At 47.0% G+C, this 25,258-nt stretch carries 24 protein-coding genes; 17 read left to right on the top strand and 7 right to left on the bottom strand.

What is annotated here, in order from left to right:
- Window positions 1-21: 21 nt before the first annotated feature.
- Window positions 22-519 carry a DinB family protein gene (locus tag MHB46_RS12950; protein WP_341162530.1) on the bottom strand — a complete coding sequence of 166 codons (498 nt, stop codon included), beginning with the start codon at window positions 517-519 and terminating at the stop codon, window positions 22-24.
- 308 nt (window positions 520-827) lie between these two features.
- Between MHB46_RS12950 and MHB46_RS12945 the strand changes: the two genes are divergently transcribed.
- Both MHB46_RS12945 and MHB46_RS12940 read left to right on the top strand, forming a co-directional pair.
- The gene (locus MHB46_RS12945; protein ID WP_341162529.1) at window positions 828-2,327 is read left to right on the top strand and encodes a monooxygenase; all 1,500 of its coding nucleotides are present in this window, start codon (window positions 828-830) and stop codon (window positions 2,325-2,327) included.
- 103 nt (window positions 2,328-2,430) lie between these two features.
- Window positions 2,431-2,934 carry a MarR family transcriptional regulator gene (locus MHB46_RS12940; protein WP_039274092.1) on the top strand — a complete coding sequence of 168 codons (504 nt, stop codon included), beginning with the start codon at window positions 2,431-2,433 and terminating at the stop codon, window positions 2,932-2,934.
- Window positions 2,935-3,013: 79 nt separating this feature from the next.
- Here MHB46_RS12940 and MHB46_RS12935 read toward each other — a convergent pair whose 3' ends face one another.
- Complete coding sequence (locus MHB46_RS12935; RefSeq protein WP_061831911.1) at window positions 3,014-3,943, bottom strand: response regulator; 930 nt, start codon at window positions 3,941-3,943, stop codon at window positions 3,014-3,016.
- A gap of 5 nt (window positions 3,944-3,948) precedes the next feature.
- Entirely contained in the window at window positions 3,949-5,253 is a 1,305-nt protein-coding gene (locus MHB46_RS12930) for a sensor histidine kinase (protein WP_341162528.1), read from the bottom strand.
- Window positions 5,254-5,464: 211 nt separating this feature from the next.
- Between MHB46_RS12930 and MHB46_RS12925 the strand changes: the two genes are divergently transcribed.
- The 9 genes from MHB46_RS12925 (at window position 5,465) to MHB46_RS12885 (ending at window position 15,190) form a co-directional block, all read left to right on the top strand.
- Window positions 5,465-6,718, top strand: coding sequence for a cation:dicarboxylate symporter family transporter (locus MHB46_RS12925; RefSeq protein ID WP_341162527.1), 1,254 nt, complete (start codon window positions 5,465-5,467; stop codon window positions 6,716-6,718).
- 257 nt (window positions 6,719-6,975) lie between these two features.
- Complete coding sequence (locus MHB46_RS12920) at window positions 6,976-8,487, top strand: methyl-accepting chemotaxis protein (protein ID WP_103048423.1); 1,512 nt, start codon at window positions 6,976-6,978, stop codon at window positions 8,485-8,487.
- A gap of 130 nt (window positions 8,488-8,617) precedes the next feature.
- The gene (locus tag MHB46_RS12915) at window positions 8,618-8,980 is read left to right on the top strand and encodes a DUF1304 domain-containing protein (protein ID WP_341162526.1); all 363 of its coding nucleotides are present in this window, start codon (window positions 8,618-8,620) and stop codon (window positions 8,978-8,980) included.
- A gap of 157 nt (window positions 8,981-9,137) precedes the next feature.
- Entirely contained in the window at window positions 9,138-10,757 is a 1,620-nt protein-coding gene (locus MHB46_RS12910) for an ABC transporter substrate-binding protein (protein ID WP_341162525.1), read from the top strand.
- Window positions 10,758-10,830: 73 nt separating this feature from the next.
- A complete protein-coding gene (locus MHB46_RS12905) occupies window positions 10,831-11,781 on the top strand; it encodes an ABC transporter permease (protein WP_023986565.1) in 951 nt (316 codons plus the stop codon).
- A gap of 4 nt (window positions 11,782-11,785) precedes the next feature.
- Entirely contained in the window at window positions 11,786-12,631 is an 846-nt protein-coding gene (locus MHB46_RS12900; RefSeq protein WP_341162524.1) for an ABC transporter permease, read from the top strand.
- Between the two features lie 59 nt (window positions 12,632-12,690).
- Entirely contained in the window at window positions 12,691-13,728 is a 1,038-nt protein-coding gene (locus MHB46_RS12895; protein WP_341162523.1) for an ABC transporter ATP-binding protein, read from the top strand.
- Window positions 13,721-14,683, top strand: a complete 963-nt coding sequence (locus MHB46_RS12890) for an ABC transporter ATP-binding protein (RefSeq protein WP_341162522.1) — start codon at window positions 13,721-13,723, stop codon at window positions 14,681-14,683. Before MHB46_RS12895 ends, MHB46_RS12890 begins: the two co-directional genes overlap by 8 nt.
- 48 nt (window positions 14,684-14,731) lie before the next feature.
- The gene (locus tag MHB46_RS12885; RefSeq protein WP_341162521.1) at window positions 14,732-15,190 is read left to right on the top strand and encodes a hypothetical protein; all 459 of its coding nucleotides are present in this window, start codon (window positions 14,732-14,734) and stop codon (window positions 15,188-15,190) included.
- A gap of 68 nt (window positions 15,191-15,258) precedes the next feature.
- Here MHB46_RS12885 and MHB46_RS12880 read toward each other — a convergent pair whose 3' ends face one another.
- Window positions 15,259-15,873, bottom strand: coding sequence for a hypothetical protein (locus MHB46_RS12880; protein ID WP_341162520.1), 615 nt, complete (start codon window positions 15,871-15,873; stop codon window positions 15,259-15,261).
- Window positions 15,866-16,741, bottom strand: a complete 876-nt coding sequence (locus MHB46_RS12875; RefSeq protein ID WP_254327271.1) for a hypothetical protein — start codon at window positions 16,739-16,741, stop codon at window positions 15,866-15,868. The genes MHB46_RS12880 and MHB46_RS12875 overlap by 8 nt, the downstream gene beginning before the upstream one ends.
- Window positions 16,742-16,906: 165 nt before the next feature.
- Here MHB46_RS12875 and MHB46_RS12870 point away from each other — a divergent pair, with 165 nt between their 5' ends.
- The 4 genes from MHB46_RS12870 (at window position 16,907) to MHB46_RS12855 (ending at window position 20,744) form a co-directional block, all read left to right on the top strand.
- Complete coding sequence (locus MHB46_RS12870; RefSeq protein WP_341162519.1) at window positions 16,907-17,464, top strand: GNAT family N-acetyltransferase; 558 nt, start codon at window positions 16,907-16,909, stop codon at window positions 17,462-17,464.
- A gap of 250 nt (window positions 17,465-17,714) precedes the next feature.
- On the top strand, window positions 17,715-19,013 hold the full coding sequence (locus MHB46_RS12865; protein ID WP_341162518.1) for an ABC transporter substrate-binding protein: 1,299 nt from the start codon (window positions 17,715-17,717) through the stop codon (window positions 19,011-19,013).
- Between the two features lie 38 nt (window positions 19,014-19,051).
- Window positions 19,052-19,924 carry a carbohydrate ABC transporter permease gene (locus MHB46_RS12860; RefSeq protein WP_061830759.1) on the top strand — a complete coding sequence of 291 codons (873 nt, stop codon included), beginning with the start codon at window positions 19,052-19,054 and terminating at the stop codon, window positions 19,922-19,924.
- Window positions 19,914-20,744: a carbohydrate ABC transporter permease gene (locus MHB46_RS12855; RefSeq protein ID WP_013308340.1), complete on the top strand. Its 831-nt coding sequence runs from the start codon at window positions 19,914-19,916 to the stop codon at window positions 20,742-20,744. The genes MHB46_RS12860 and MHB46_RS12855 overlap by 11 nt, the downstream gene beginning before the upstream one ends.
- A gap of 10 nt (window positions 20,745-20,754) precedes the next feature.
- Here the strand turns inward: MHB46_RS12855 and MHB46_RS12850 are convergent, their stop codons facing one another.
- Window positions 20,755-21,591 carry a helix-turn-helix transcriptional regulator gene (locus MHB46_RS12850; RefSeq protein WP_341162517.1) on the bottom strand — a complete coding sequence of 279 codons (837 nt, stop codon included), beginning with the start codon at window positions 21,589-21,591 and terminating at the stop codon, window positions 20,755-20,757.
- 138 nt (window positions 21,592-21,729) lie between these two features.
- On the opposite strand from MHB46_RS12850, the gene MHB46_RS12845 reads away from it, so the two are divergent.
- Window positions 21,730-23,016 (top strand): Gfo/Idh/MocA family protein, encoded by a 1,287-nt coding sequence (locus MHB46_RS12845; RefSeq protein WP_341162516.1) that lies wholly within the window; start codon window positions 21,730-21,732, stop codon window positions 23,014-23,016.
- Window positions 23,017-23,127: 111 nt separating this feature from the next.
- Here MHB46_RS12845 and MHB46_RS12840 read toward each other — a convergent pair whose 3' ends face one another.
- Window positions 23,128-23,967, bottom strand: coding sequence for a carbonic anhydrase (locus MHB46_RS12840; protein WP_341162515.1), 840 nt, complete (start codon window positions 23,965-23,967; stop codon window positions 23,128-23,130).
- Between the two features lie 217 nt (window positions 23,968-24,184).
- Between MHB46_RS12840 and adhP the strand changes: the two genes are divergently transcribed.
- Window positions 24,185-25,201: an alcohol dehydrogenase AdhP gene (adhP, locus tag MHB46_RS12835; protein WP_341162514.1), complete on the top strand. Its 1,017-nt coding sequence runs from the start codon at window positions 24,185-24,187 to the stop codon at window positions 25,199-25,201.
- The last annotated feature ends 57 nt before the right edge of the window (window positions 25,202-25,258 follow it).

The following is a 25,258-nucleotide window of genomic DNA, read 5'->3' as shown; positions in this document are numbered from 1 at the left end:
GATTAGAGCGTGGTGTTGCCTTTAAGCTGGAAAGCCGCCCCCGGGTGGTGGCCAAGCTCCATAAATCCGGCGCAGCAGTACGATTTCACCCAAATGATATGAATTGTGGGAAGCGATATTCCGCAGCAGTCCTGCTTTCGTTTCACCTGGGAAATGAGCTAGTGAATCATCCAGTTGCGCGGTTTCGGCAATCTGTACAGCCTGATCTACGCCCTGTAAAAATTCGTTAATGACAGCCTGCCATGCCTCTTCGCTTTGCGGTCCAGTCTCTTCGGGCCAGCTCTCCATGACATTGCTCGGAAGCTGGGGCTTCCGTCCTTCCAAATGCTCCAGCATGAATTGCTGCCAGTAAATCATATGCTTCAGCAGTTGATAAATGCTGTAAGGCATTTCTGCATTTTTCTTCCCTGCCAGCTCGACGTCGATGTCTGGTAAAGCCCGAGCTACTCGAATATGTCCACGTTCCCCGACCAGTGATTTAACCAGTGCTTGACCGAATAATTGGTTTGCATCCGACATGTATCATCATCCCTTCTATGGAGAACTTGTTTCTAGCTTATTCTCATTTTACGATTATACAATTATATTTTATAAAATGGAAATGAATGCATGATTTAAAGTAAAGGGTAGAAATCTTTTTAATAAAGTAGTTGATAATTGTTCTCAATTAAATTACAATAATATTGTTTCAATAGAAACAATAAAAAATGGCTGTATATGTTGTTTAATATATGCGGAAATGTTAAGGGGAGCTTTCTGTATGTATATATTGTTTCTCTAGAAACAATTAGGTGGTGGAAATAAAGATTTTAGATAGGGGTGTGAACATGGATTACGAAGTGATTGTAGTAGGCGGCGGACCTGTTGGAATGTGGTTAGCTGCTGAGTTGGCATTAGCAAGCGTAAGGGTATGTGTAATTGAACGTTTAGAGGAGCCTAGTGGCCAGTCGCGTGCGCTTACGCTACATCCACGGACGCTTGAGATGTTTGATATGCGTGGGTTGAAGGAGCGGTTTATGAAGCGCGGCAGACCTATACGTACGGGTCACTTTTCAATGCTGAATACCCGCTTGGATTTTTCTGTGCTTGATAGTTCTTCTAATTATACGTTGTTTATTCCACAGGTGATTACAGAGCAAGTGATCGAGGAGCATGCCCTCAAGCTGGGAGTTGTCGTCCATCGTGGAATGGAAGTGGTATCTGTGCGAGAGCACGAGCAGGGCGTAGAGGTGGTGAGTGTATGCACATCTGGACCACAAGCCAATGTATCGGTGATGACTGCTGCTTATGTCGTAGGAGCGGATGGGGCTGGGAGTATCGTGCGTAAACAAGCCGGGATTGCTTTTCCGGGCACGGATACGACTCTGACCGCTGTATTGGCGGATGTAGAGTTAGCCAATCCGCCTGAAAGTGGCGTACATTCCGAATATAGTGAACGAGGTGGGGTGATGATTGCCCCCGTGTATCCAGATATTTATCGGGTTATTTTGACTACACCGCGAATGATGGAGATTCCGAAGGACATACCTGTGACGCTGGAAGAAGTGCAGACAGGACTGTATGATCTGCTCGGTACAGATCTTGGCGTATCCAATCCTCGCTGGTTATCTCGATTCGGGAATGCAACGCGGCAGGCGCAGACCTATCGTAAAGGGAGAATCCTGCTAGCAGGTGATGCTGCGCATATCCACTTCCCAGCAGGTGGACAGGGAATGAATGTTGGCTTGCAAGAGGCGGCAAATCTGGGATGGAAGCTGGCCGGAGTGATTCGTGGCTGGGCTCCAGACACGCTGCTGAGTAGCTATCATGACGAACGTTATCCGGTTAATACGCAGTTCTTACGGAATACCGAGGTTCAGACCCGCTTATTGGACTTTACGCCTGCTGTATTGGCACACCGCCAATTACATGAGGAATGGTTCCGCCATCCGGAAATTAATCAATCTATGGCAGAGCAGATTAGTGCACTGGATGTATGTTATCCGGCGGCTGGCAATATACCGCAGCATCCACTGAACGGGAAACGGTTTGCTGATTTTGAATTGCATTTGCCTGACGGAATGACATCGTATGCTTACGATCTTCTTCATGAAGGCCGCTTTGTACTTCTCCATCTTGCACAGGATAATGAGGTATCGAATGAGTTTCGCCATAGCTCACTTTCACATATTTCATATGTGGAGGCCGTAGCCGAAGAATTGCCAGTGGGATGGAGAGATGTGCATACGGTTCTCATCCGTCCGGATGGGTATATCGCTTGGGCCATTTCTATGAAACAAACGGATATATTGAGTGTGATTAAGGACGGCATTGCCACATTGGTATAAAGGGGAAAGGGTATGTTCATAACATGACCATATTGTTTCTTGCGAAACAAATATGGGCTATAATAAAAGGAGGAGTATGCCAAAGGAGTGACTACTTGTTCGTATGGAAAAGGCGACATCGGTTCAGCATGTCTATGATTTGCTTATTAAGATGAATCATCAGTGGGAGCAGCATCAGCAGAGAGAGAGCATGACCTTTCTCGAAGAAATCCGCGAGCATTTTGATGGAATGACTTCGCTCAATATGACGGATGTGCACGTTATGGATTGTATCGGGCGGCATGAGCCGATCAATGTTACAACCTTAGCGCAACGAATGGAGCTGAGCAAAGGTACCGTTTCGAAAGTGAGCACCAAGCTGCTCAAGGAAGGCTGGATTCGCAGAACCCAGCTGAACGACAACAAAAAAGAAATTTATTTTCGGCTAACCCCGTTGGGAAAAAAACTCTTTCTTGTACATGAGCGGCTGCATGCTGAGGTACAGCAGCAGTTATTTCAATTTTTAAATCGTTACAGCTCGGAAGAACTGAATGTCTTGAAACGTCTGCTGTCCGATGGTGTAGATCTCTTGGAAGCTATGGAGTGGCAGGGAAAGAGTCTGGACTAGAGGGATATCTAATCATCAACGATGTGCACCTGTTAATCTCCAAGTAATAGATACATGGGGATATGCAGGTGCTTTTCTTTTAGTGTAATAGCCGTTTTGCTTCCATATAGAGCACCTGTACGAACTTTTTCGTATTAATGCGGGCTTGGGACAGTGAAGGCTCCACATTGTTTTGCAGCTCCAGCATTTTTTTGCGGATTTCTGTAAAATCAAAAAATTTGGATGCATAATTTTCAAATTTAGGATGGGTATAGTCGGTCAATCCGAGCGATACTATATGGCTTAGCGTCTGGAAAATAGCACGGCGGACACGTTGCTCCGATGCTTTGATTTCCTTACTCAGCTCTACTGCTGAGGCTGAAGCCCCTAACCGTTTGGACGCTACATTAGCAAATATATCCTTCAACGGCGGGAACAGATAGGGAGATAGATTGCCTGTTTCCTCCTCATACTGGTCCAGAAATTCCAGCATGTCCAGTAAATCCATACTCCCGGCTTCGCCGATCATCCCCATTTCGGAGAGCAGAAACTGCCCGGAAGTTACGATGTTTCGGGTCGGTTCAATTGTTGCCGTTGGGTTATTCGTTGTGAACATCGACAACCCTTGAAGCGTGCGCTGAATATCCGTAATCGACTGCTGCATGCGCAGACGCTCAGCCACCTTATGAATAACTGCAATAATCTCCAGTCGATTCAAAGGCTTGGCCACATAATATTCAATACCGAGCGAGTATGCCTCGCCGATCATGTTTTTGGATTCGATGCGAGAAATCATAATGATTTTGCCGCTGAATTGATCGCCGAGTGCACGCACGGTCTGAATGCCGTCACGAAGCGGCATCAGCAAGTCAATCAGCAATACATCAATCCGGTTCAGCTCCAGGAGGCCGCTATTCACGTAGGTACCATCCTCTGCTTCCCCGATGACTTCTCCTAGACCTTCGTCTTCAATAATGTCTGCCAGCATAGAACGAATTCCCTGATCGTCATCCACAATATAAAAACGCATCCGGGCTATCTTCCTTTCTCCGTCAGTTTCCGTAAAGGCAATGTAATTCTAAAAGTGGTCTGTAATCTATCTGTATTCTCTTCTTCATCCTGTTGCAGTTCAATCGTTCCTCCAAGGCTCTCCGCGACCTCACGTACATAAAACAATCCCATACCGGTCGACGGCTGTCCTTCCTCATCATACTTGGTCGTATACCCTGGTGTGAAGACCATTTCCCGTTTCCGTTGAGGAATACCCGGACCGTTGTCGGTAACACTAAAGGAAGCTATATCCTCTTTTCCCGGTAGACAGCGAATGGAAACGTCAATCCTTCCGTTGTCCTTCATTGCTTCAACCGCATTGGCTGTCAGGTTATTAATAAGTGTCAAAACGGTATAAACATGCAGCTTGGGTAACAATGGATCGACATCAAGGGTAAAACGAATAGACTTGTCCAACGATTGCGCGTATTTGCTGTTCGTTCGGATGATTAGCTCCCCAAGCTCTTGAGAAGCCATGTAATGCACTCCGCTTTCGGCATCAATCAGCTTGGACAAACCAGCAAAAATCCGCTGGCTGTCTTTTTTGATCTCGTGAACCTGTCCGGAAATACGAAGTGCCTGTCTGGCGTAATGTTCTCTATCCTTCAGAGATTCATCCTGTTGCAGCTCACGGTACAGCTCGTAGCTTTCACGAGTGATTTGTTCTGCATGTGACAGTGTTTTGCCTAACTGGACCGACTCTTCATACAAGTCCGATACAAGGAGTAAAATTCGTTCCGTTTGCTGCCTTTGTGCCTCTTCATGCTGGACCGATTGATTTAACCGAATCATATTATAAAACCCAAGTACGAAGAAGCTACGGATCATAGCCATGAAAGCTACTTTGCTGATCTTAATGATGTCCCAGAAATCGCCGTCAATGCTCCACCGGACGCTAAGTTCCGACACACTTGCGGCAACCTCAATCCCTACAGAGAGGATGCCCACGCGGAGTGCGCGGTAAGGCTCAGCATTAATGTTAAGGAGCTGGAAGAGCAGACCGTAGACCATGTAATAAAAAAAGGTAGGGCCGTGCAGTGTCAGCAACTCTTCGAAGGGAAGGCCGGGCTGAGTGTAATGATTGAGTAAGATGCGAAAGGCGACTACCGCTATCCCTGCAAGCACTCCCGATAATGCAGGCGGAATATGACGAATAGATAACAGAAAGAAAAAAAATACAGGTGTACCAAAGCTGAGACGGAATGTATTAGCGAACGGGTGAATATTCAGCTCACCTGCGAGCGGTACAAATACAAGCATGAGCAGGAAAAGGAGCGTATTCAACTTCATCCATATTCACCTCCTGGGTATTCAGTCAGAAAGGCAATGTGAGCTAAATTCACAGGCTTGCCGTTAAAGTTTGTGAATTTATAGAAAAAAATAAATGCAGCTGTAGATAATTGTCGTTTTTTATAGATCGGATTGTAGTATAAATAACATCATTTGAATATTAAGAACAGCATACTGCAAAAATATACAAATCAGCCAGGGGGGACACGAAGTGAAAAAGATTAATTTGACGATGCAAATCTTTATCGGTCTGGCTTTAGGTATTATTATTGGTGCCTTATTTTACGGCAATTCAGGGGTGGAAGTCTACTTAAAGCCAATCGGCGATATTTTCATCCGCTTGATCAAGATGATTGTCGTGCCTATTGTGATCTCAACACTCATTATCGGCGTTGCCGGCGTGGGCGACATGAAAAAATTGGGTAAACTCGGCGGGAAGTCTATTCTGTACTTTGAGATTGTAACGACAATCGCCATCCTTTTCGGACTGCTTGTTGCCAATCTGGTTCGACCTGGTGACGGCGTGGACATGTCCCACCTGGCCAAGAGTGATATCCATTCCTATGTAGAGACTGCAGAGAAGTCAGGCCATAGCTTTATAGATACGATTGTGCATATTGTTCCTACCAATGTTATTCACGCCCTGGGCGAGGGAGATATGCTGGCTATTATATTCTTCTCCGTACTGTTTGGATTAGGGGTAGCGGCGATTGGTGACAAAGGCAAGCCTGTGCTGAATTTCTTTGAAGGCGTAGCCGATGCCATGTTCTGGGTAACCAATCAGGTCATGCGCCTGGCTCCGTTCGGTGTATTTGCACTGATTGGAACGACAGTAGCCAAGTTTGGATTGGCCTCGTTATGGCCATTATTGAAGCTTGTTTTGTCGGTGTACGGCTCCATGATACTGTTTATTGTGATTGTTTTTGGAATAATCGCCAAGCTTTGTGGTACCCGACTCTGGACTATGGTTAAAATTTTGAAAAGTGAGCTGTTGCTTGCATATTCGACGGCCAGTTCGGAAAGTGTTTTGCCTAAGATCATGGAGAAGATGGAGAAGTTCGGATGTCCTAAAGGAATTACGTCCTTTGTCATTCCGATCGGGTATTCTTTTAATCTGGACGGTTCCACCCTGTATCAGGCACTGGCTGCGATTTTCATTGCCCAAATGTACGGAATTAACCTGCCAATCACGACACAGATCACGCTGGTGCTCGTTTTGATTATTTCATCCAAGGGTATTGCAGGGGTGCCGGGTGCTTCCTTTGTCGTTTTGCTCGCTACACTTGGAGCAGTGAATCTCCCGCTGGAGGGTTTGGCTTTTATCGCTGGTATTGATCGCATTCTGGATATGGCGCGTACGGTAGTCAATGTATTAGGCAACTCGCTTGCCGCTGTGGTCATGTCCAAATGGGAAGGCCAATATGATAAAGAAAAGGGCGAAGAATACGTCGCTTCAATTAAATAAGATGCAATGAACGGAATAGTTAACAGAAAGAGCACCTTTGCGAAGTAATGCGAAGGTGTTCTTTTCGTTTCCAAACTTGTTAAGACCCTTCCTTTTTCGACATTTTTCGATGTTTTTTGTATGAAAATATAGGTATATGGACATAAAAATGATTCTTATTACCTTTGCTATTTTAGATTTATTTATAATGATTCTTAATAAAATTCCGATATTAAACTATATCGTTTTATATATTGGCTTAGAAGGGAAGAGCATATATGTTTCTTAAAAAAAATGAGACCCACTCACTTGCTCCTTTAGTAGAAGAAAGCCGCAAACTTTCACAAAGAATACAGCAGAAGGATTATTCTGCCGCAATACAAGTTTCATCCAAATCTTCCGAGGTTCAAGAAATCGCAAACAATGTAAACCAAGCGCTTGAGTCCATGAAAAAGGATGCTCAACATGTTGACATCCGTCTGAAGCTTGTTACCAAGGCTATAGAGATTGGCTTATGGGACATGGAGGTGGTTGCGGGTGATCCCGTCAATCCAAGTAATACGTTCACATGGTCAGAAGAATTTCGTGCTATGCTGGGGTATCAGAGCGAAAAGGACTTCCCCAATGTATTAAACAGCTGGGCATCCCGGCTGCACCCCGAAGATCATGACAGAGCATTGACCGAATTGTCGGATCATTTGCTGGATTTTACGGGCAAGACGCCTTATGACGTACAGTATCGTTTGAAGCTGAAGCATGGAGAATACCGCTGGTTCCGGGCTACCGGAACGACGATCCGCGATCAGCAGGGAGTGCCGCTTCGGATTGCGGGCGCTCTATTGGATGTGCACGACCAGAAGATTAAGTCCGAGGAGCTTCAGGCTCTAGTTACAAGATATGATCTCATCAATCGTGTTTTGGTGGAGGCTCCATATGACGTCATTCTGGCTGATGGAGATATCGAGAACCCGGATAATATATTTTGGTGGTCCCAGCAATTCCGCCACACCTTGGGCTTTAAGGATGAGCAGGACTTCCCGAGTGTACTAAGCAGTTGGAGCTCGCGTATACATCCTGACGATGCCGAGCATGCGTTTAAGGCTGTAGTTGACCATTTAAATGACTATTCAGATCGTACGCCATATGACATGGTATGTCGCTTGCAAAGTAAAAATGGCGAATATCGCTGGTATCAAAACAGTGGAAGAAGCATACGCGATAGCAAGGGAGTGCCTATTCGTATTGCGGGTACTATTCGTGATATTACTGTCGAAAAGGAAAAGCAGGCTGTTGCGGATGAGCTGACGCTCAAAATCCAGCATCTCTCCGATTCCATTACGGAAATGGTGAACGGCGTTAACTCGGTTAGTAACCAGGCGCAGGAGCTGGCTACGGCTCAGGAGCAATCGACAGAGGCAGCGAATCAAGCCAAAGTCAGTGCAGAAGAGACCCAAAACATTTCCAACTTCATTAAAGAGATTGCGAATCAAACGAATCTGCTGGGTCTGAATGCTGCTATTGAGGCATCGCGTGCGGGCGAGCAGGGGCGGGGGTTTGCGGTAGTTGCAGATGAAGTGAGAAAACTCGCCATACACAGTGCTGATGCGACCGGAAATATCGAGACTAGTCTGGACGAAATGAAGACACTCATCGAGCGGATTTTGCACAATATTGGTAATATGTCTACGCTGACACAAACACAAGCCGCGCTAACGCAACAAGTGAATGCATCTACAGACGAGATCAACAGCATGTCCAAAGCTTTGTTGGATTTTGCAAGAACGATGTAAGGCTTCATGTAGAAATGAGGCCGGGCCTTAGGCTCGGCCTCTTTACTGTTTTTGGAAGATGAACTATACTTTTCGAGGATCGATCTAAAAATCACCTCATAGTAACTTTATGTGGAAAAGAGGAATATACTTGAGCTTACTTAGTTCAATATTGGTCGGAATTGTAGCTCTGGAGCATGTGTACATTCTAATATTGGAAATGTTTCTGTGGACGACTCCGCGGGCGATGCGTACGTTCGGCACCTCGAAGGAGCTGGCGGAAGCAAGCAAATCCTTGGCTGCAAATCAGGGGCTGTACAACGGCTTTTTGGCAGCCGGATTGGTGTGGGGCTTGTTCTATCCGGATACTATATTCGGGCGGCAAATCCAATTATTCTTTGTCATTTGTGTGGTAGTGGCTGCGTTGTATGGTGCATTAACTGCCAATAAGTCTATTTTATTAAAGCAAGGCCTGCCTGCCATCTTGGCACTAATCAGTTTGTGGATACTCTGAAGACACCCTTAACGGGTGTCTTTTTTCTAGATTCGATCACATAATGTCTGGAATGCTAATGACAAGGGGAATAAACAGTTTTTGACCGATTGTAAATCCGACTATTCCGATTTATAATAAATTTATTACATACTAAGAGGACACGGGGGCTAGAGCGATGCGTCGTAATTTGACTGGTGTATTGGTATTTATTGTATTGATGTTGGTTGTAAGTGCATGCTCCGGCGGGAATTCTGGATCTACGTCTGAGACGAATGGGAATACACCCGGTACAGCTACCACAACAGCTGATAACGGACAGCCTAAAGATGGCGGCAGCCTGATCATTGGTGTACAAGCTGATCCGGTGGTGCTGAATCCGAATTATGCGGGTGATCGGGTAAGTCTGACGATAGATCAGGCGATATTCGCACCATTGTTTCAAGTGAACAATGGTAAAAAGACATTTTATTTGGCAGACAGTCTGACTCCTTCAGCAGACAAGCTGACTTATACACTAAAACTGAAAAAAAATCTGACTTGGCATGATGGCGAGAAGCTGACAGCTGACGATATTGTTTTCACCATTAACAAAATTTTGGACGAGAAGCAGCACAGCTTTTTGAGAAGTAATTTTATGGTTAATGGCAAACCGGTTCAGGCGAGCAAGGTTGATGATACAACGGTGGATTTCAAGCTTCCTCAGCCAGCTCCTGCTTTTGAGGCAGCACTGGTACAGGTATCCCCGATTCCGAAGCACATTTTCGAGAATGAAGCGGATATTGAGAAGAGTACAAAAAACAACGCTCCGATTGGATCTGGCCCTTTCAAATTTAAAGAGTACAAAACCGGTGAGTACGTTACACTCGAACGGTTTGATAACTATGTTGGCGGAAAGCCGCATCTGGATTCAGTAACATACCGGATTGTTAAAGATTCAAATGCTGCGAATTTGGCCCTTCAAAATGGTGAGATCAATGTAAACTATCTCGATCCGCAAAATGTAGAGACCATTAAAGCAACAGATAAGTTTGACATTTTCCCTTACAGCGAAGGTCGCTTGGCTTATCTGATGTTTAATGAAAACAGTGATACAAAGCAGTTGAACAAAAAAGAAGTACGGCAGGCGCTTTCTTATGCATTGAATCAGGATGAATTGATTCAAGTATCCTATGGCTCCAAGGATTATGCAGATACTGCGAAATCTGCTCTGACACAGGATGTACTGTATCACACGAACGACGTTGCATTTTTCAATAATGATGTGAACAAGGCAAAAGAGCTGCTGAAATCGGCTGGAGCTGAAGGACTGAAGCTGCGCATTATCATACCGGGCGGCAACAAGGTTCAGGAAGCACAAGCGCTGTATATTCAGCAGAAGTTAAAGGACATAGGCGTTCAACTGGACGTGAACAGCATGGATTCCTCGGCATGGTCGCAAAAATTCGTCGATACGAATGCCAAGGACTTCGATCTGGCGATCAGCGGCTATATCATGGGGTATGATCCTGACGCGTATCGTATTTTGTATAGCACCGGATCATCTTCCAACTATTCGCATTATTCAAATAAAGAAGTAGATAAGCTGCTGGAAGAGGGCGCGGGTGAGTCGGATACGACTAAACGTGGAGCAATTTATAAAAAGGTACAAGAGCTGCTGGCTGAGGATGCTGTCATCTACCCGATTGCTTACACCAAGACTATTGTAGCCTTCGACAAGCAGTATGGTGGTATTGATCAGGCTGTGTTGAAGCCGGTCGTGATTTTCGAGGATTTGTCCAAAATTTATCACAAATAAGGCAGGGTTTTCAAAAATAAGCTGGGATTCACCAGCTTATTTTTTTCGAAAACAGCAAGGGGGAGGGAAACGTATGAGACAACTCATCGCCAGAAGGTTGCTGCAAGTTATACCGATGCTATTTTTTGTGTCCATCGTCTGCTTCGGCTTGATCAAGCTGGCTCCAGGTGATCCGGTTCTCTCTTTTGTTACACCGAATATGCATCTGGAAGACATTGAACGAATGAGGCATAGCTTGGGGCTGGACCAGCCTGCTTATGTGCAGTACATATTATGGCTTAAAAAGAGCCTGACGGGTGATCTCGGCTACTCGCTAATTAATCACCAGCCTGTGCTGGATCAGATTCTCGATCGTCTGCCGGCTACAGCCGGGTTGATGGGCGCATCCATCATATTGGCTGTGCTGATTGCAATTCCGCTCGGTTTGACGGCTGCGGCTAATCGGAATCGCTGGATCGACAAGCTCATTAATCTGATGTCGTACATCGGGATTTCTGTTCCGCTGTTTTGGCTCGGTATTTTACTTATTTATTTGTTTGCGATTTATCTGCATTGGCTTCCGAGTACAGGGATGCGTACCATCGGTACGGACTCGGTGCTGGATGTGATCAAGCATGGAATTTTACCATGTTTTGTACTGGCCTTCGGGTTTCTGTCTGTGTATGTGAGGTACATCCGTTCCAGCACGATTACGCAACTCAAAGAAGAGTATGTGCAGATTCAATACGCGTTCGGGTCTGGAAAAAGACTGGTTTTGTTTCGACATGTGCTCAAGCATGTGCTGTTGCCCATTATTACGCTGCTCGGTATGTCGGTTGCCGACCTGGTGGCTGGAGCCATTGTGACGGAGACGGTATTTTCCTGGCCGGGCATTGGCTCGCTAGGCATGACGGCAGTGAAAGGGATGGATTATCCCGTCATCATGGGGATTACTTTATTTTCCGCTCTGCTACTGATTTTGGGTAATCTGCTTGCGGATATCTTGTACAGCATTGCGGACCCGAGAATTAAATCAACGAGGTGAATTCATGAATCGGAGCAAATGGCGCAATATTGGGATCGAGCTGATGACGAGCAAAATGGGCGCCGTCGCCCTCGTACTATTGATCGTATTCTCACTGGGGGCGACTTTCGCATTTTTATCGCCGCAGGACCCGAATAAGTTGAATGTGCTGGAGCGCCTCCAATCACCGGGAGCGGCACACTGGTTTGGGACGGATGATTATGGGCGGGACTATTTTACAAGAGCACTGTACGGCGGACGTGTATCATTGCTGGTAGGCTTCGCGTCCATGATTATTGCGACCAGTATCGGTGCAGTGGTAGGGATTGTGAGCGGGTATTTTGGAGGATGGATCGACAATCTGCTTATGCGGGTTTTGGAGCTGATCATGTCGATTCCGTCTTTCTTGGTTATTTTGCTGCTGAGTGTGTTTTTGAAGCCGGGCGTCGGCAATATCATTGTCATTATCGCCCTGCTCATGTGGATGAACATTGCCCGGGTGGTCCGTGCAGAGACAATGACGTTGCGCGAACGGGAGTATGTACTATACGCCAAAGCTTCGGGACAAAGCACGTTGGGTATTATTATGAAGCACATCGTACCGAATCTGACTCCAGTAATTATCGTAGGGGCGACGAACAATATCGCTTCAGCGATTATGATGGAATCGTCACTGAGCTTCCTCGGCTTTGGTGTTCAGCTGCCGAACGCTACGTGGGGCAGTATGCTGAATAATGCCCAAGGATATATTGCACAGGCTCCATATATGGCATTATTCCCGGGTCTACTTATTTTACTGACTGTGTTGAGCTTTAATGTTTTGGGAGATGTACTGCGTGTAGGCTTTGAACCCAAATTAGTAAAACGATGATTCATAGCACAGATCCATTACAAATGGCTCCAGAAGCGACAGGAAGGAGCGAAAACACAATGACAGAACATCTACTGTCCGTCGAACAGCTGGAGGTCTCCTTTTTCACTCGTGAAGGGGAAAATCAGGCAGTTCGAGGGGTTAGTTTTCATATTGATGCTGGAGAAACGGTAGGAATCGTAGGAGAATCCGGGAGCGGAAAAAGTGTTACAGCGAAAGCGATCATGTCGATGATCGCCCCGCCGGGCAAGCGGCTGAACGGCGATATCCGTTATCGGGGACAAAGTCTGACTGCTCTGACGGAAAAGCAATGGCGCAAAATACGCGGAAACCAGATTGCAATGGTTTTTCAGGACCCGATGACCTCGCTGAATCCGGTCAAAAAGGTTGGCTATCACCTGGTCGAGGTGATTCGCAGACATCGAGGACTGAGCAAGGAGGCGGCTACGCAAGCAGCTGTAGAACTGCTGCGACAAGTAGGCATTACCGAGCCGGAGCGCCGAATGAACCAATACCCGCATCAATTCAGCGGCGGGATGCGCCAGCGGGTGATGATTGCCATGGCGCTCTCGTGCAGCCCGGAGCTGCTGATTGCAGATGAGCCGACTACAGCGCTGGACGTGACGATTCAGGCGCAAATCTTGGAATTGCTCAAGACGCTAAAGCAGCAATCAGACATGTCGATTGCTCTGATCACTCATGATCTGGGCGTCGTCGCTCAGGTGTGTAGTCGTGTCATCGTCATGTACGGCGGCATGGTGATGGAGGAGGGACGCGTGGGCGATATCTTTTATCGTCCGGGCCACCCGTATACGCAGGGTCTGCTGCGTTCTGTGCCCCAGCGCACGAACGGCTTCCGCGAGCGGCTGGTGCCGATTGAGGGCACGCCGCCGGACCTGCTGAATCCGCCATCGGGCTGTCCGTTCATGGAACGGTGCCCGCACGCGTTTGCTCGCTGTGTGGAGCGGCCACCGATGGTGGAGCTACGCCCGGATCAGCGAGCAGCCTGCTGGTTGAACGAGCCGGACGCAGTGCCTGCCGGAGTCTGCGAGACGCCGAAAGCGGGCCACGCGGAAGGAGGGAATGACGGTGAGTGAAATAAACGATGTATTGGGTGAGCAACAGCCCTTGGTGGAGGTACACCAGCTTAAGAAGCATTTTGTGACCGCAAAGGATTTGTTAGGGCGTAGCTCTGAGGTGCTCAAGGCGGTGGATGGCGTGAGCTTCCAAATCAAGCGTGGCGAGACGTTCGGACTGGTCGGTGAGTCAGGTAGTGGGAAATCAACGGTTGGACGCTGTCTGACGCGGTTATACGATTATACAGAAGGTACGGTACGCTTTGACGGTCAGGATATTTCCAAGCTGAACGATAAACAGCTCAAGCCGCTGCGTCGGCGTATTCAGAGCATTTTTCAGGACCCGTATTCCTCTCTTAATCCGGGTATGAACGTGCTTGACCTGATCGGTGAGCCGATGGATATTCACAGACTGCATCAGGGCAGTGAGCGTAAGGATGCTGTAGTGGCTTTGCTTGAGAAGGTAGGGCTGAAGCGGGAGCATCTGTATCGCTACTCGCACGAGTTCAGTGGTGGGCAGCGCCAGCGGATTTCCATCGCTCGTGCTCTGTCCGTGAACCCCGAGTTCATCGTCTGTGACGAGCCGATTTCGGCACTCGATGTGTCCATCCAGGCGCAGGTCATTAACACGCTGGAGGATCTCCAGCAGGAGTTCGGGCTGACGTATCTGTTCATCGCCCATGACTTGTCGATGGTGCGACATATTTCAGACCGAATCGGTGTGATGTACCATGGGCGACTGGTAGAAGTAGCCGATGCAGATGAACTGTATGAGCAGCCCGCTCACCCCTACACGCAGGCGCTGCTGTCCTCCATCCCTGTGCCTGATCCGAGAGCAGTCGGAGAGCGTGAGAGACTGGGGGGAGGCTTGGCCCAACCAGACGGTTCATTAGTATGGGACAAGGAAAACAACAGTGCAACCGAGCTGAAAGAAATCAGTCCCGGCCATTATGTAGCGTACCCGGTTAACCGTTAGGGTTAAGATCGGTTGTACGATGTGCATGACCAAAGGAGGCAAAAAACGATGACTGAATCGACGACGAAAAGAGTACGTATTTCCCAATGGGACGCGCTCTTGCTGGAATCATTACGCTCTTTAGGCTGGTCCCAAGAGGAATTAATCCGTCGGGTGCAGCAAAATGAGCTGCCAACGGACGGACCATCCGATTTTGATTATACAGAGCTTGCCACCGGGCTGGCGTCCCAAGAGCCGGAGGTGTTTGTCAGCGCAGTAACGGATGGATATCAGATCAAGTACAATACGATCCGGGGCATTCGTTCGTGGATTGCCGTTGCGTTCGGGCGGGAGCCTGAGCTGTCACTAGAGGAAGGAAGCGAAGCCGTTACATCCGAACTGACGAAGGCTGAGTATGATCGGCTGGAGAGAGTGCTGTCGTTAGGATGGTTCATCCAGGAAGTACGTCCCGCGGCGGGCGAGACTTCAGGATTATACCGAATCGTGCCTGCTTCACAGACGAATTAAATCATGGGGTGGAGTAACACCATTCACCAGAAATGGAAACGAGCTGACCGTGAAGGCCAGCTCGTTTTTTAATGCAATCCTTCTTCATCTTTTTTATTCAGCATAACCAGACTATTGTGAATGATCCGTGTCATGCAGTAAAAGAAGGCCATTCTGGTGGTTTGCATAATGGCTCCCAACAACATGGACATCGATTCCATATCGGAAAAGTGTCGGATAAGAATCCGATTAATAACTCCTTCACCAAACCAGACAAAATATAGCGGAACAATCATCTTTTGAATATAACGGGCTTTGCCCTCCAATTCGGGGTGGAGCGCAAAGTACCTGTAAATATGGGTGAATGTATTAGAGAATCCCCACAAGTTAATAAAAGGAATCATGCGAGCAATGGCTCCCACGGTACGAATCGGATAATCGGAATGCTTTTGCCGGATGGCTTTATGTACTTGAACTAGCCAGATCAGATAGGTTACAAAACACAAGTAGTACAGCACAAAGCTAAAAACTGTAAATTTTTGCTCCAGCTCGTATAGATGATCATAATAAAAATCATTTGCGTAGATATACACTAATGTAAAAATAAGGATGATAAATTCGCCTATAGTGCCCACTGCTAGTAAGGCTTGATGTACGCTGCCAGCTGTCTTGGATGGGAATGCTTTGGAATCTGGATCATTCAAGATGTACTTCCTCCCAGTCTAGTTGCTTCAAATACACGATAGCATCCTCCAGTGTTTCTACGGGGATAATGCGTAACTTGAGTCCATGCTCCTTTTGAACTCGGGCAGCCTCTGCTTCGTTGCCTTCCTCACCGTACCATTCATAATCTGCCGGTACGAAGAATAGATCGACCTTTGCCGCCTCGGCTCCCAGCAGCTTTTGCTCCAGCCCACCGACCGATCCGACATCTCCGTATTCTTCCATTGTGCCAGAGCCTGCGATTTTGTGACGTCCGCCATCTGAAAAGTCGATATTATTGGCTTCCTCATACAGTCCGATACCTGTCATCAGACCCAAGGAATTTCCCGAAAGATCCTGCAAATGAGTCAATAGCTCCGCATAGCGAGCATCCTCCAATTTGTTAAGATTCGAGAAAGTCGCCGTAGCCCCAGCTGTGTCGCTGTCTACGCTTAATTCCGTCGCTGCATGTACGGCTTGCATGGCAGAATATTTTAGCGTGTCCGTCTCTGTAAGATCCTTCAAATAAGAGTCCACTTCATCAGGGGCAAGAGGTTCAAATTTAATTGCTCCCCCAGATACATTTTCACTGGAATATACATTCCAACGCTCCAGGAGATTGTTAGCAATACCCGTTTGCACAGACGCAAAAAACACGCTTCCCTGAACGCCAAGATCTTTGACCGGATGCATTTCTCCTTGCAAAATATACTGCGCAGGCATAGGCCTTGTTCCAATAAAGGCAGCGATAGCGGGGATCAGCAGCAGCGCGAAGATGAGTATACGTTCTTTGTTTATGCCAAATATCTTTTTGAGGAGATATGGATTACGGCTTGGCACCTCATTCACAACCTTTCCAACTGTTCTCATACGGATATCATCGGTTGAAATGATTAGAAAGGTTACATTTTTCACCATAAATGACCGATAAGAGTATAGTAGTATACATATTTTTTACGCTCTGCCAGATCATCAGACGCTCATTTTTTATGCTATATTTTATACATAAGGAAAATTTGAGAGTTGAGGTGCAGCATGACATCAATGACTATTGTCGAATCATCCGTCAAACCAGGATTAATGGCTTTTCAGGCAAGCACTGAAGATCAGGCTGAGGTTCAGGAGTTAATTTTAAAGACGGCCAGATGGCTGCACAGCAAAGGCTCCACACAATGGGGACGCTTACTAAAAGGAAAAGATGATCACAACCTGGGCGGCGCTATTGCACGCGGAGAAGTGGTTGTTTTTCGAGCATCAGAGGATCATAGCCTGGCAGGCGCAGTGATCTTGCAGCAGCAGCCCAGTGCATGGGACCGTAAGTTGTGGGGACTAGACGAAACGGATTCTGAAGGAGGAACCTCAGTATATCTGCATCGTTTGGTTGTGGATCGCGATAGCACCGGGAAGGGGCGAGGCCGTGAGCTGATGCAATGGATTGAACAAGGCATCCACTTCACAGGCAAGGATCGAATCCGTTTAGACTGTATTGCGGGGAATGACAAGCTTAGTGAGTTTTACAGACAATGCGGTTATACGTATATAGGCGAAACGAACGGCTATAATATTTTTGAAAAGATGCTAATAAAGTCATAGAAAACTGAATCATACTGAAGGAATACGAAAGAAGGAAGCAGGTGATCTGCGTTCTTCTTTTTTTGTTGTGCAGCCCTTTACTTTCCCTTGGTCGCTGTCATATCAGAGCCCCCAAAAGAAAAAAATTATATAAAAATGAAAATGGGGATATCGCGCCTCCCCCTCCTACATATGATGATAGGGAAAGTTTTGTAAGCGCTTCAAAAGAAGGATGACATACAACCATGCGAAGCTACAGGAGGCGGTTAAGGTGGACAATTACATGAGCTGGATAAAGATTGGATTTTTCCTCAGCGTTCTGCTTTTACTTGCAGCGGCATGCAGTACCTCTCCCAAAATAGAGGAGACAGAAGGGCAAAAAGTGCGACTTACAATGCAGGCTTGGGGTAATCCTGCGGAGGTGAAGGTGTATCAGCGGGCGCTGGATGCATTTGAAAAGGAAAACCCAAATATCGAGGTTAAGCTGGTGCCTGTACCTGGAGACCAATATGAGCAAAAGCTGTTGACACAGCTTCAGGGAAGTCGCGGACCGGATGTGTTTTATTCGTATGAATCGACGATTGCGCGTTTGATCGGGGCGAAGCAGGTACAGCCTTTGGGTGAGTTTTTAAAAAGTGATGCGAGTGATGTGAAGGCTGAGGATTTTCCGGAAGGTTTGTGGGGACCGGCAAAGCGTGACGGGGAAATTTATGGGGTCACTCCCGACTCAAATCCGATGGTCATGTATTACAACAAAAAGGTATTTAAGGAAGCAGGCGTGAAGACGCCGCAAGAATACTATGACGAAGGCAAGTGGAATTGGGACGCCTTTGAAGAGGTTACATCCAAGCTGAAGGCAGCCGGAAAGCAGGGTTATATTGCGGAAAACTGGTGGGCTCACTGGTATTCATGGGTGTGGTCGAATGGCGGTCAGATCTTTGATGAACAAGGCAAATATGTGCTGGACCACAATGAAAAGGGCAAGGAAGCCTTCGGTTTTATGTACGATATGGTGAAAAAGGGAAATGCGGTATATCTCGGCTCGCTTCCCAAAGGGCAAGGGGCTGACGCGATGTTCATGTCCAATCAAGTCGGTATGCTGGCGGCGGGAAGATGGCTGGAACCCTTGTTTAGCCAAAATAAAAGCCTCGACTTCGATTATATCTACTGGCCATCCAATACTGGTAAGAATGAGCCCGTTGCCATTCCGGTTGCCTATGTAGCTGTAAACAAAAATAGTCCGCATGTGCAAGAGGCCATGAAGTTGGCAGCATTCTACGTCTCTGTGAAGGGGCAGGAGGCCCGGCTGGTTGAAGGTGGGAATGCCATGGGTACGCTTGCTGCCGCAGATGAGAGCATTATGAAAAAGGCGACAATTGAGCATTCAAGCTATTTGACCGAAGGACGTAACATAGGGCATGCTCATGGATCTGCACTGGCCTATGATGCTCAGGTGCCAGGGCTGAACTCGGATATCACGGAAACCATCGATCTGATGTTCCTGGGCAAGCAGGATGCTGCGGCAACCATTGAAAAGTTGAATCAGATCATATCCAAGGCGGTCAAGTAGGCACGGGATGGGCCGTGACCGGGGAGGAAGGTGACAAGATGCAGAAAAAGCATCAAGCGCTGTGGGGCTATCTATTCATTGGCCCCCAGTTTTTGGGTCTATTATGTTTTTCGCTGTTGCCGTTGCTATATGCGCTTTACTTAAGCTTTGTAAACTGGGATGGATTTGGCGTACCCTTGTTTGTCGGCTTGGACAATTTCAAGGGCCAATTATCTGATCCTGATTTTTGGAAGGCACTCATCAATACGATGTACTATATGGTGTTGGTCATCCCGGCGGGGATTATATTGGCTCTGCTCGTAGCCATCGTGCTCAACAAAGTGAAGGGCAAGGAAATTTATCGCTTGTTCTTTTTCATGCCTGTCGTAACCAGTTCGGTATCGGTTGGTGTCATCTGGATGTGGATACTGAACGGCGAATTTGGCATTTTAAATCATCTGCTGCGAGCGATTGGGATTACAGGCCCGATGTGGCTTACCGATACGCAGTGGGTGATTCCGTCGATTGCGCTTTTGAGCATATGGCTGGGACTGGGATATAATATGGTCATTTTTCTGGCAGGACTCCAGGGTATCTCCAAAAGCTATTACGAGGCAGCCGAAATTGACGGGGCCAGCAAGTTCCAGCAGCTAAGGTATATTACATTGCCGCTGTTGTCACCAACGACCTTTTTTGTGACCATCATGATGGTCATCAGTTCTTTTCAGGTGTTCGATCAGGCGTTTGTCATGACGAATGGAGGGCCAGCCAAAGCAAGTTATACGCTGGTGTACCACATTTATGATCAGGCGTTCATTGACTTCACGATGGGAGAAAGTGCTGCGGCAGCAATGATTTTGTTCGTGATCATTCTCGTATTTACACTGCTGCAATTTAAAATGCAAAAGAGGTGGGTGCACTATGGAGATTAGTTCCAGAGGCAGGGTATTCCTGCGCCATGTGCTGCTCGCTGTCGGCTCTTTAGTCATGTTTTTTCCATTCCTGTGGACTGTTCTCAGTTCCCTGAAGGATATATCTCAAATTTTCGTTGTCCCGCCTCAATGGATTCCCGATCCGTTCGTATGGAGCAACTATCCGGCATCGCTGGAGGCGATGCCCTTCGTGCAGGCGTATATGAATAGCTTTTACATTACGGTGATCATCGTGACAGCGACACTGATTAGCGCGTCTATGGCGGCGTATGCTTTTGCTAAAATCCGATTTCCGGGCTCGAATATACTGTTTATCTTGTTCCTCGCTACGATGATGGTGCCTAAGCAGGTGACGATGATTCCGTTATATTTGGTGATGGACCGCATCGGGTGGCTGGATACGCATTGGTCGCTGATCGTGCCTGGAGCCTTGTTTAATGCATTCGCGGTGTTTCTGCTTCGCCAGTTCGTCATGGGGATCCCACGCGATCTGGAGGAAGCGGCAGTAATGGATGGGGCGGGCTACATTCGTATTTACTGGAGCGTCATTTTGCCACTCATTCGTCCGGCATTGGCGGCGATCGGGATTTTCACCTTTTTGGGTGCCTGGAACAGCTTTCTTGATCCGCTTATCTATCTCAATACACCGGAGAAATTCACGGTTCCGCTTTTACTTAACAATTTCAAAGGGTTATATACCGCCGATTGGTCACTGATGATGGCGGGTACCACCATTTCTGTCGTCCCGGTGCTAATCGTCTACATCATTGCCCAAAAGCAAATTATTGAAGGTATCACCTTGACGGGAATTAAGGGGTAGGGGCATTTCTCTACTCCTTTTTGTATTTTTTTCGGTACTGTAGTGGGGTGTGCCCGGTAAGGTGCTTGAATACACGACCAAAGTGAGCGATGCTGTCAAAACCCGTTTTTTCAGCAATGGAAGTCACTTTCCAGTTTGTTTCTCTCAAATACGCCCGAGCCTGCTGGACCCGCACATCCTGAAGATATTCTACTAAGGTAAAACCTGTTGTCTGCTTGAAAATACGGCATAAATACGTGCTGCTAATATAAAAATGCTCAGCCAGCTGATCTAGCGACAGGCTCTCGTCATAATGAGCATGCAGGTATGCGATGACCGAGTACACGCGCTGCTGCTTTTCGCTACGTTCCGGTGCAATGGTATCGGCAGTGGCCGATTGTATGCGCCGGATGCGGATAAGGAGCTGGAGTAGCAAGCTTTGGAGATATAGCTGGCGGTAGGTATGTTCTTGGTGGTATTCATCAAGCATTTGCCGGAATAGGTGCTCCAGCTCGCATTGTTCTTCCGCGGAGGGGCGAAGCAGAAAGCTTTTCTCTGGCAGAAGAAGCTGGTTCTGATCGCTGGAGGGAGAGACGGTCATTGACGAGGCTGCAAATTCTTCATCAAAGTTAATCAAAATCCGTTCATGGCTACCGCTACCCTTGTTACTCGTACGGTGAAAATCATGCTTGCTAATCCAAATCAAATCGCCCTTCTGGAGCGCATATACCCGCTGATTAATGTAGTAGTAGCGCTCTCCTGCCAGCAAATAATAGATTTCGTGCGCTTGGTGGACATGGTCGGCGGACATGCTGAATGGCACCTTCCGCAACGCTTGCTCGATGGCAAAACGGGGTGTAGCGATCATATCGATAGTCTCCTTTAATGAAAGAATGCATATGGATAATATATGTATACTTTATGGGAAAAATCATAATAAAAGCGAAGATTTTGCTCTTTCTTATACTATAAAATAAAAGCAATTCATGTAAAGGGTGTGAACCAATTGGCTAAAATCAAATATGCACTTGTGGGTACCGGAGGAAGAGCCGAATTTTTTTACGGTGAAGTTGTTACCGTTTTCAAAGATACCTCGGAGCTGATCGCGTTCTGTGACGTCAATCAGACGAGAATGGATTATGCCAATCGGCTGTTGCAGGAGAAATACGAGCATGAGCCGATTCCGACCTATAAAGCTCACGAGTTTGATCGGATGATCGCGGAGACGAAGCCGGATATCGTCATTGTCACGACCATTGACCGGGTGCATCATCGGTATATTATCCGGGCGATGGAGCTGGGCTGTGATGTCATTTCCGAGAAGCCGATGACGGTGGATGAAGATAAATGCCAAGACATTTTGGATGCCATAGACCGCACGGGACGGAAGCTGCGCGTCACCTTTAATTACCGCTATGCGCCGCATAATACGAAAATCCGTGAGCTGATCATGGACGGAACGATCGGAGAGGTGCTGTCAGTCAATTTCGAATGGCTGCTGAATACACAGCATGGCGCGGATTATTTCCGTCGGTGGCACCGGGACAAGCGCAATAGCGGCGGTCTGCTGGTGCATAAATCGACGCATCATTTTGATTTGATGAACTTCTGGCTTGGCTCGAAACCGGAGACGGTGTATGCGATGGGGGATCTGAAATTTTACGGACGAGAAAATGCGGAGCAGCGTGGCGTGACGGAGTTTTATCAACGGGCTTACGGCAGCAAGGCAGCGGAAAATGACCCCTTTGCGCTACACCTGGACCGTAACGAGCATCTAAAAAGCATGTATCTGGATGCTGAGCATGAGGATGGCTATGTGCGGGATCAAAGCGTATTTGGCGACAATATCAGCATTGAAGATACGCTGAGTGTCATGGTGAAGTATCAGAACAAGACGGTGATGAACTATTCGCTGAATGCTTACATGCCTTGGGAGGGCTTTATCATCGTATTTAACGGCACGAAGGGACGGATGGAGGTTCGGGTATCCGAGCAATCCTATGTTAATTCTGGTGGCAGCAAGGCAGATGAGGGTGCGTTAAAAGAGAAGACCATCACCATCTATCCTCACTTTGCAGCACCTTATGAAGTCGAGGTAGAAGAAGGCGTGGGTGGTCATGGCGGAGGAGATCCAGTTATGCTGCGTGATATTTTTGATAAGCCGGCAGAGGATCGGTTTCATCGTGCGGCCTCACATATCGACGGTGCATGGTCCATTTTAACAGGCATCGCCGCCAACCGTTCTATGCGTACAGGTCAGCCAGTGAAGGTGGAGGAACTGGTGCGCTTGTAATGAGCAGTAAATTTAATACCGAAAAGCCCCCTCTAACTAGATGAATAGAGGGGGCTTTTGGGTTGTATTTATATATAGAGTGCACCTTACATCTTACGGCACTTTATTTTATTATTTATCGGCAGTCAGTTCCCGGGTTCCCAGTTGTTGTACAGGGCGATGGTTATCGGGGAAAATGGCAGCAAACTGGTTGATTTGGTCTGCGGACATTTCAATAGGCTGTTCCAGCACTGTCCAATGTACATGTTCTGTGCATGGCGGGGTAGTCAGCGATCCGTTGTAGCGAACGGAGTGCAGGTCTTTTGGCAGCAGCGCAGCGAGATTTATTTCTTCATCTAGAGCCGCCGCTTCTTGGGAATTATCCTTTGGTAGTTTGGACCAAATGCGGTTGAAAGCCTTGTTTTCTTTGCCGCTTTGGATAAGAACCCCTAAGACAGCTGTGCTTCCGTTGTCGCTTTGATGGACAAAATGAAGCTCCATTTCAGCATTTTTACCATCTATTTGGTGTTCGCTCGGGTGATGAAAATGAAACTGCTTTAAAGTGAATTTAGTACCGTCCAGCATGATGCTATTGCTGGCATCGGCAACATTGATTTGCACAGTGTGTCCATTATTCAAAATGGATGATTTCGTATTAGTGTAATGAACTTGCAGCGGTTGCTGCGTTTGCGATGCTTCCAAATGGGTATGCTCTATATTGACAGGAGATTGTTCGTGGCCGTTACCACAAGCAACAAAATCTTTTTCCAGCTCTCCCCAATGTTCCGGTCCCTGATCTCCTTCATAGGACCAGTGTGGGACTTTCTGAACGACTGCATGAGCGTTAGTAGCTGATGAGGATGAAGTGCTGGTGGTACTAGAAATGGCGGGCTGTGAATTGCATCCTGTTATCGACACAACCAAGATAATGGCAAATATGCTGAACAGGCAACCTTTCCAGTTTTTTTTCATGTTTCTTTATCCTTCTTCCAAATAGAGTATGTGAAACTTTTTACATTGTAAATTATTGTACAAAGTTCCTACAAGGGTCCAAGGGCTTAGAAAGAAGCGTTTTTGGATTAAATAGTTTTAAGTTAGATTTATATTTGTCCTTTTCGGGCAAAAATTACTATAATAATGGAGTGTGTATTACAAAATAATTCCATATCTATTTAAAGGAGAGATCTACATGAAAGCAGCAATTGTTACAAAAGACAAGAAAGTCAGTGTAGAAGAGAAACCTTTACGCTCCCTGAAGCATGGAGAAGCGTTAGTCCAAGTCGAATACTGTGGAGTTTGCCACACAGATTTACATGTGAAAAATGCAGATTTCGGTGATGTCACAGGCAGAGTTCTGGGGCATGAAGGTATTGGAAAAGTCATTGAATTAGGCGAAGGAGTAACCAGTCTTAAGATTGGTGACCGCGTAAGTATTGCCTGGATGTTCGAAAGCTGCGGTCACTGCGAATATTGCCTAACCGGGCGGGAAACGCTGTGTCGTGAAGTTAAAAATGCCGGATATACGGTAGACGGTGCAATGGCAGAGCAATGTATTGTCACAGCTGACTACGCGGTCAAAGTACCAGATAGTCTTGATCCTGCCGCTGCAAGTAGTGTAACTTGCGCAGGGGTAACAACATATAAAGCAGTTAAAGTAAGTGACATCAAACCAGGACAATGGATCGGTATCTTCGGCATTGGCGGCTTGGGTAACCTGGCTGTGCAATACGCCAAAAATGTATTCAATGCTAAAGTTGTAGCCTTTGACATTAGTGATGAAAAACTAGAACTGGCCAAACAAATTGGTGCTGACTATATCGTTAACAGCATGAAAGAAGATCCGGTCGCCCGAGCTAAGGAGTTAACAAACGGTGCTGGTCTGGATGCAACCGTGGTTACCGCTGTTGCCAAAACACCTTTCAACCAGGCCATCGACGTTGTAAAGGCTGGCGCGCGTGTTGTAGCTGTAGGTCTTCCAACTGATAAGATGGATCTGGACATTCCACGTCTGGTTCTGGACGGCATTCAAGTTATTGGCTCCTTGGTCGGCACCCGCCAAGACCTTAAAGAAGCGTTCCAGTTCGCTGCAGAAGGTAAAGTCGTCCCTCTTGTACAAAAACGTCCGCTCGAAGACATTAATGAGATCTTCGAGGAGATGGAGCAGGGCAAAATCCAAGGACGCATGGTCATTGATTTCACAAATTAAAATGATGTCCAATTCGTAACCCTTGGAATTCGGAGAGAGAGAAAGCGCCTGCTGATG

Source organism: Paenibacillus sp. FSL H7-0703 (genome assembly GCF_038003485.1).
GTDB classification, from domain to species: Bacteria; Bacillota; Bacilli; order Paenibacillales; family Paenibacillaceae; genus Paenibacillus; species Paenibacillus polymyxa_B.
The sequence above is the reverse complement of the archived record's forward strand: the minus strand, read 5'-3'. Positions and strand labels throughout refer to the sequence as shown.

What these genes read in the sequence shown, in the direction of transcription:
- MHB46_RS12850 (WP_341162517.1), bottom strand. Translation starts at nt 21,591, where the DNA reads ATGATCGCTACACCCCGTTTTGCCATCGAGCAAGCGTTGCGGAAGGTG.
- MHB46_RS12920 (WP_103048423.1), top strand. Translation starts at nt 6,976, where the DNA reads ATGTTTCTTAAAAAAAATGAGACCCACTCACTTGCTCCTTTAGTAGAA.
- MHB46_RS12860 (WP_061830759.1), top strand. Translation starts at nt 19,052, where the DNA reads ATGCAGAAAAAGCATCAAGCGCTGTGGGGCTATCTATTCATTGGCCCC.
- MHB46_RS12855 (WP_013308340.1), top strand. Translation starts at nt 19,914, where the DNA reads ATGGAGATTAGTTCCAGAGGCAGGGTATTCCTGCGCCATGTGCTGCTC.
- MHB46_RS12870 (WP_341162519.1), top strand. Translation starts at nt 16,907, where the DNA reads ATGACATCAATGACTATTGTCGAATCATCCGTCAAACCAGGATTAATG.
- MHB46_RS12930 (WP_341162528.1), bottom strand. Translation starts at nt 5,253, where the DNA reads ATGAAGTTGAATACGCTCCTTTTCCTGCTCATGCTTGTATTTGTACCG.
- MHB46_RS12950 (WP_341162530.1), bottom strand. Translation starts at nt 519, where the DNA reads ATGTCGGATGCAAACCAATTATTCGGTCAAGCACTGGTTAAATCACTG.
- MHB46_RS12895 (WP_341162523.1), top strand. Translation starts at nt 12,691, where the DNA reads ATGACAGAACATCTACTGTCCGTCGAACAGCTGGAGGTCTCCTTTTTC.
- MHB46_RS12945 (WP_341162529.1), top strand. Translation starts at nt 828, where the DNA reads ATGGATTACGAAGTGATTGTAGTAGGCGGCGGACCTGTTGGAATGTGG.
- adhP (WP_341162514.1), top strand. Translation starts at nt 24,185, where the DNA reads ATGAAAGCAGCAATTGTTACAAAAGACAAGAAAGTCAGTGTAGAAGAG.
- MHB46_RS12900 (WP_341162524.1), top strand. Translation starts at nt 11,786, where the DNA reads ATGAATCGGAGCAAATGGCGCAATATTGGGATCGAGCTGATGACGAGC.
- MHB46_RS12875 (WP_254327271.1), bottom strand. Translation starts at nt 16,741, where the DNA reads ATGAGAACAGTTGGAAAGGTTGTGAATGAGGTGCCAAGCCGTAATCCA.
- MHB46_RS12905 (WP_023986565.1), top strand. Translation starts at nt 10,831, where the DNA reads ATGAGACAACTCATCGCCAGAAGGTTGCTGCAAGTTATACCGATGCTA.
- MHB46_RS12910 (WP_341162525.1), top strand. Translation starts at nt 9,138, where the DNA reads ATGCGTCGTAATTTGACTGGTGTATTGGTATTTATTGTATTGATGTTG.
- MHB46_RS12840 (WP_341162515.1), bottom strand. Translation starts at nt 23,967, where the DNA reads ATGAAAAAAAACTGGAAAGGTTGCCTGTTCAGCATATTTGCCATTATC.
- MHB46_RS12885 (WP_341162521.1), top strand. Translation starts at nt 14,732, where the DNA reads ATGACTGAATCGACGACGAAAAGAGTACGTATTTCCCAATGGGACGCG.
- MHB46_RS12935 (WP_061831911.1), bottom strand. Translation starts at nt 3,943, where the DNA reads ATGCGTTTTTATATTGTGGATGACGATCAGGGAATTCGTTCTATGCTG.
- MHB46_RS12940 (WP_039274092.1), top strand. Translation starts at nt 2,431, where the DNA reads ATGGAAAAGGCGACATCGGTTCAGCATGTCTATGATTTGCTTATTAAG.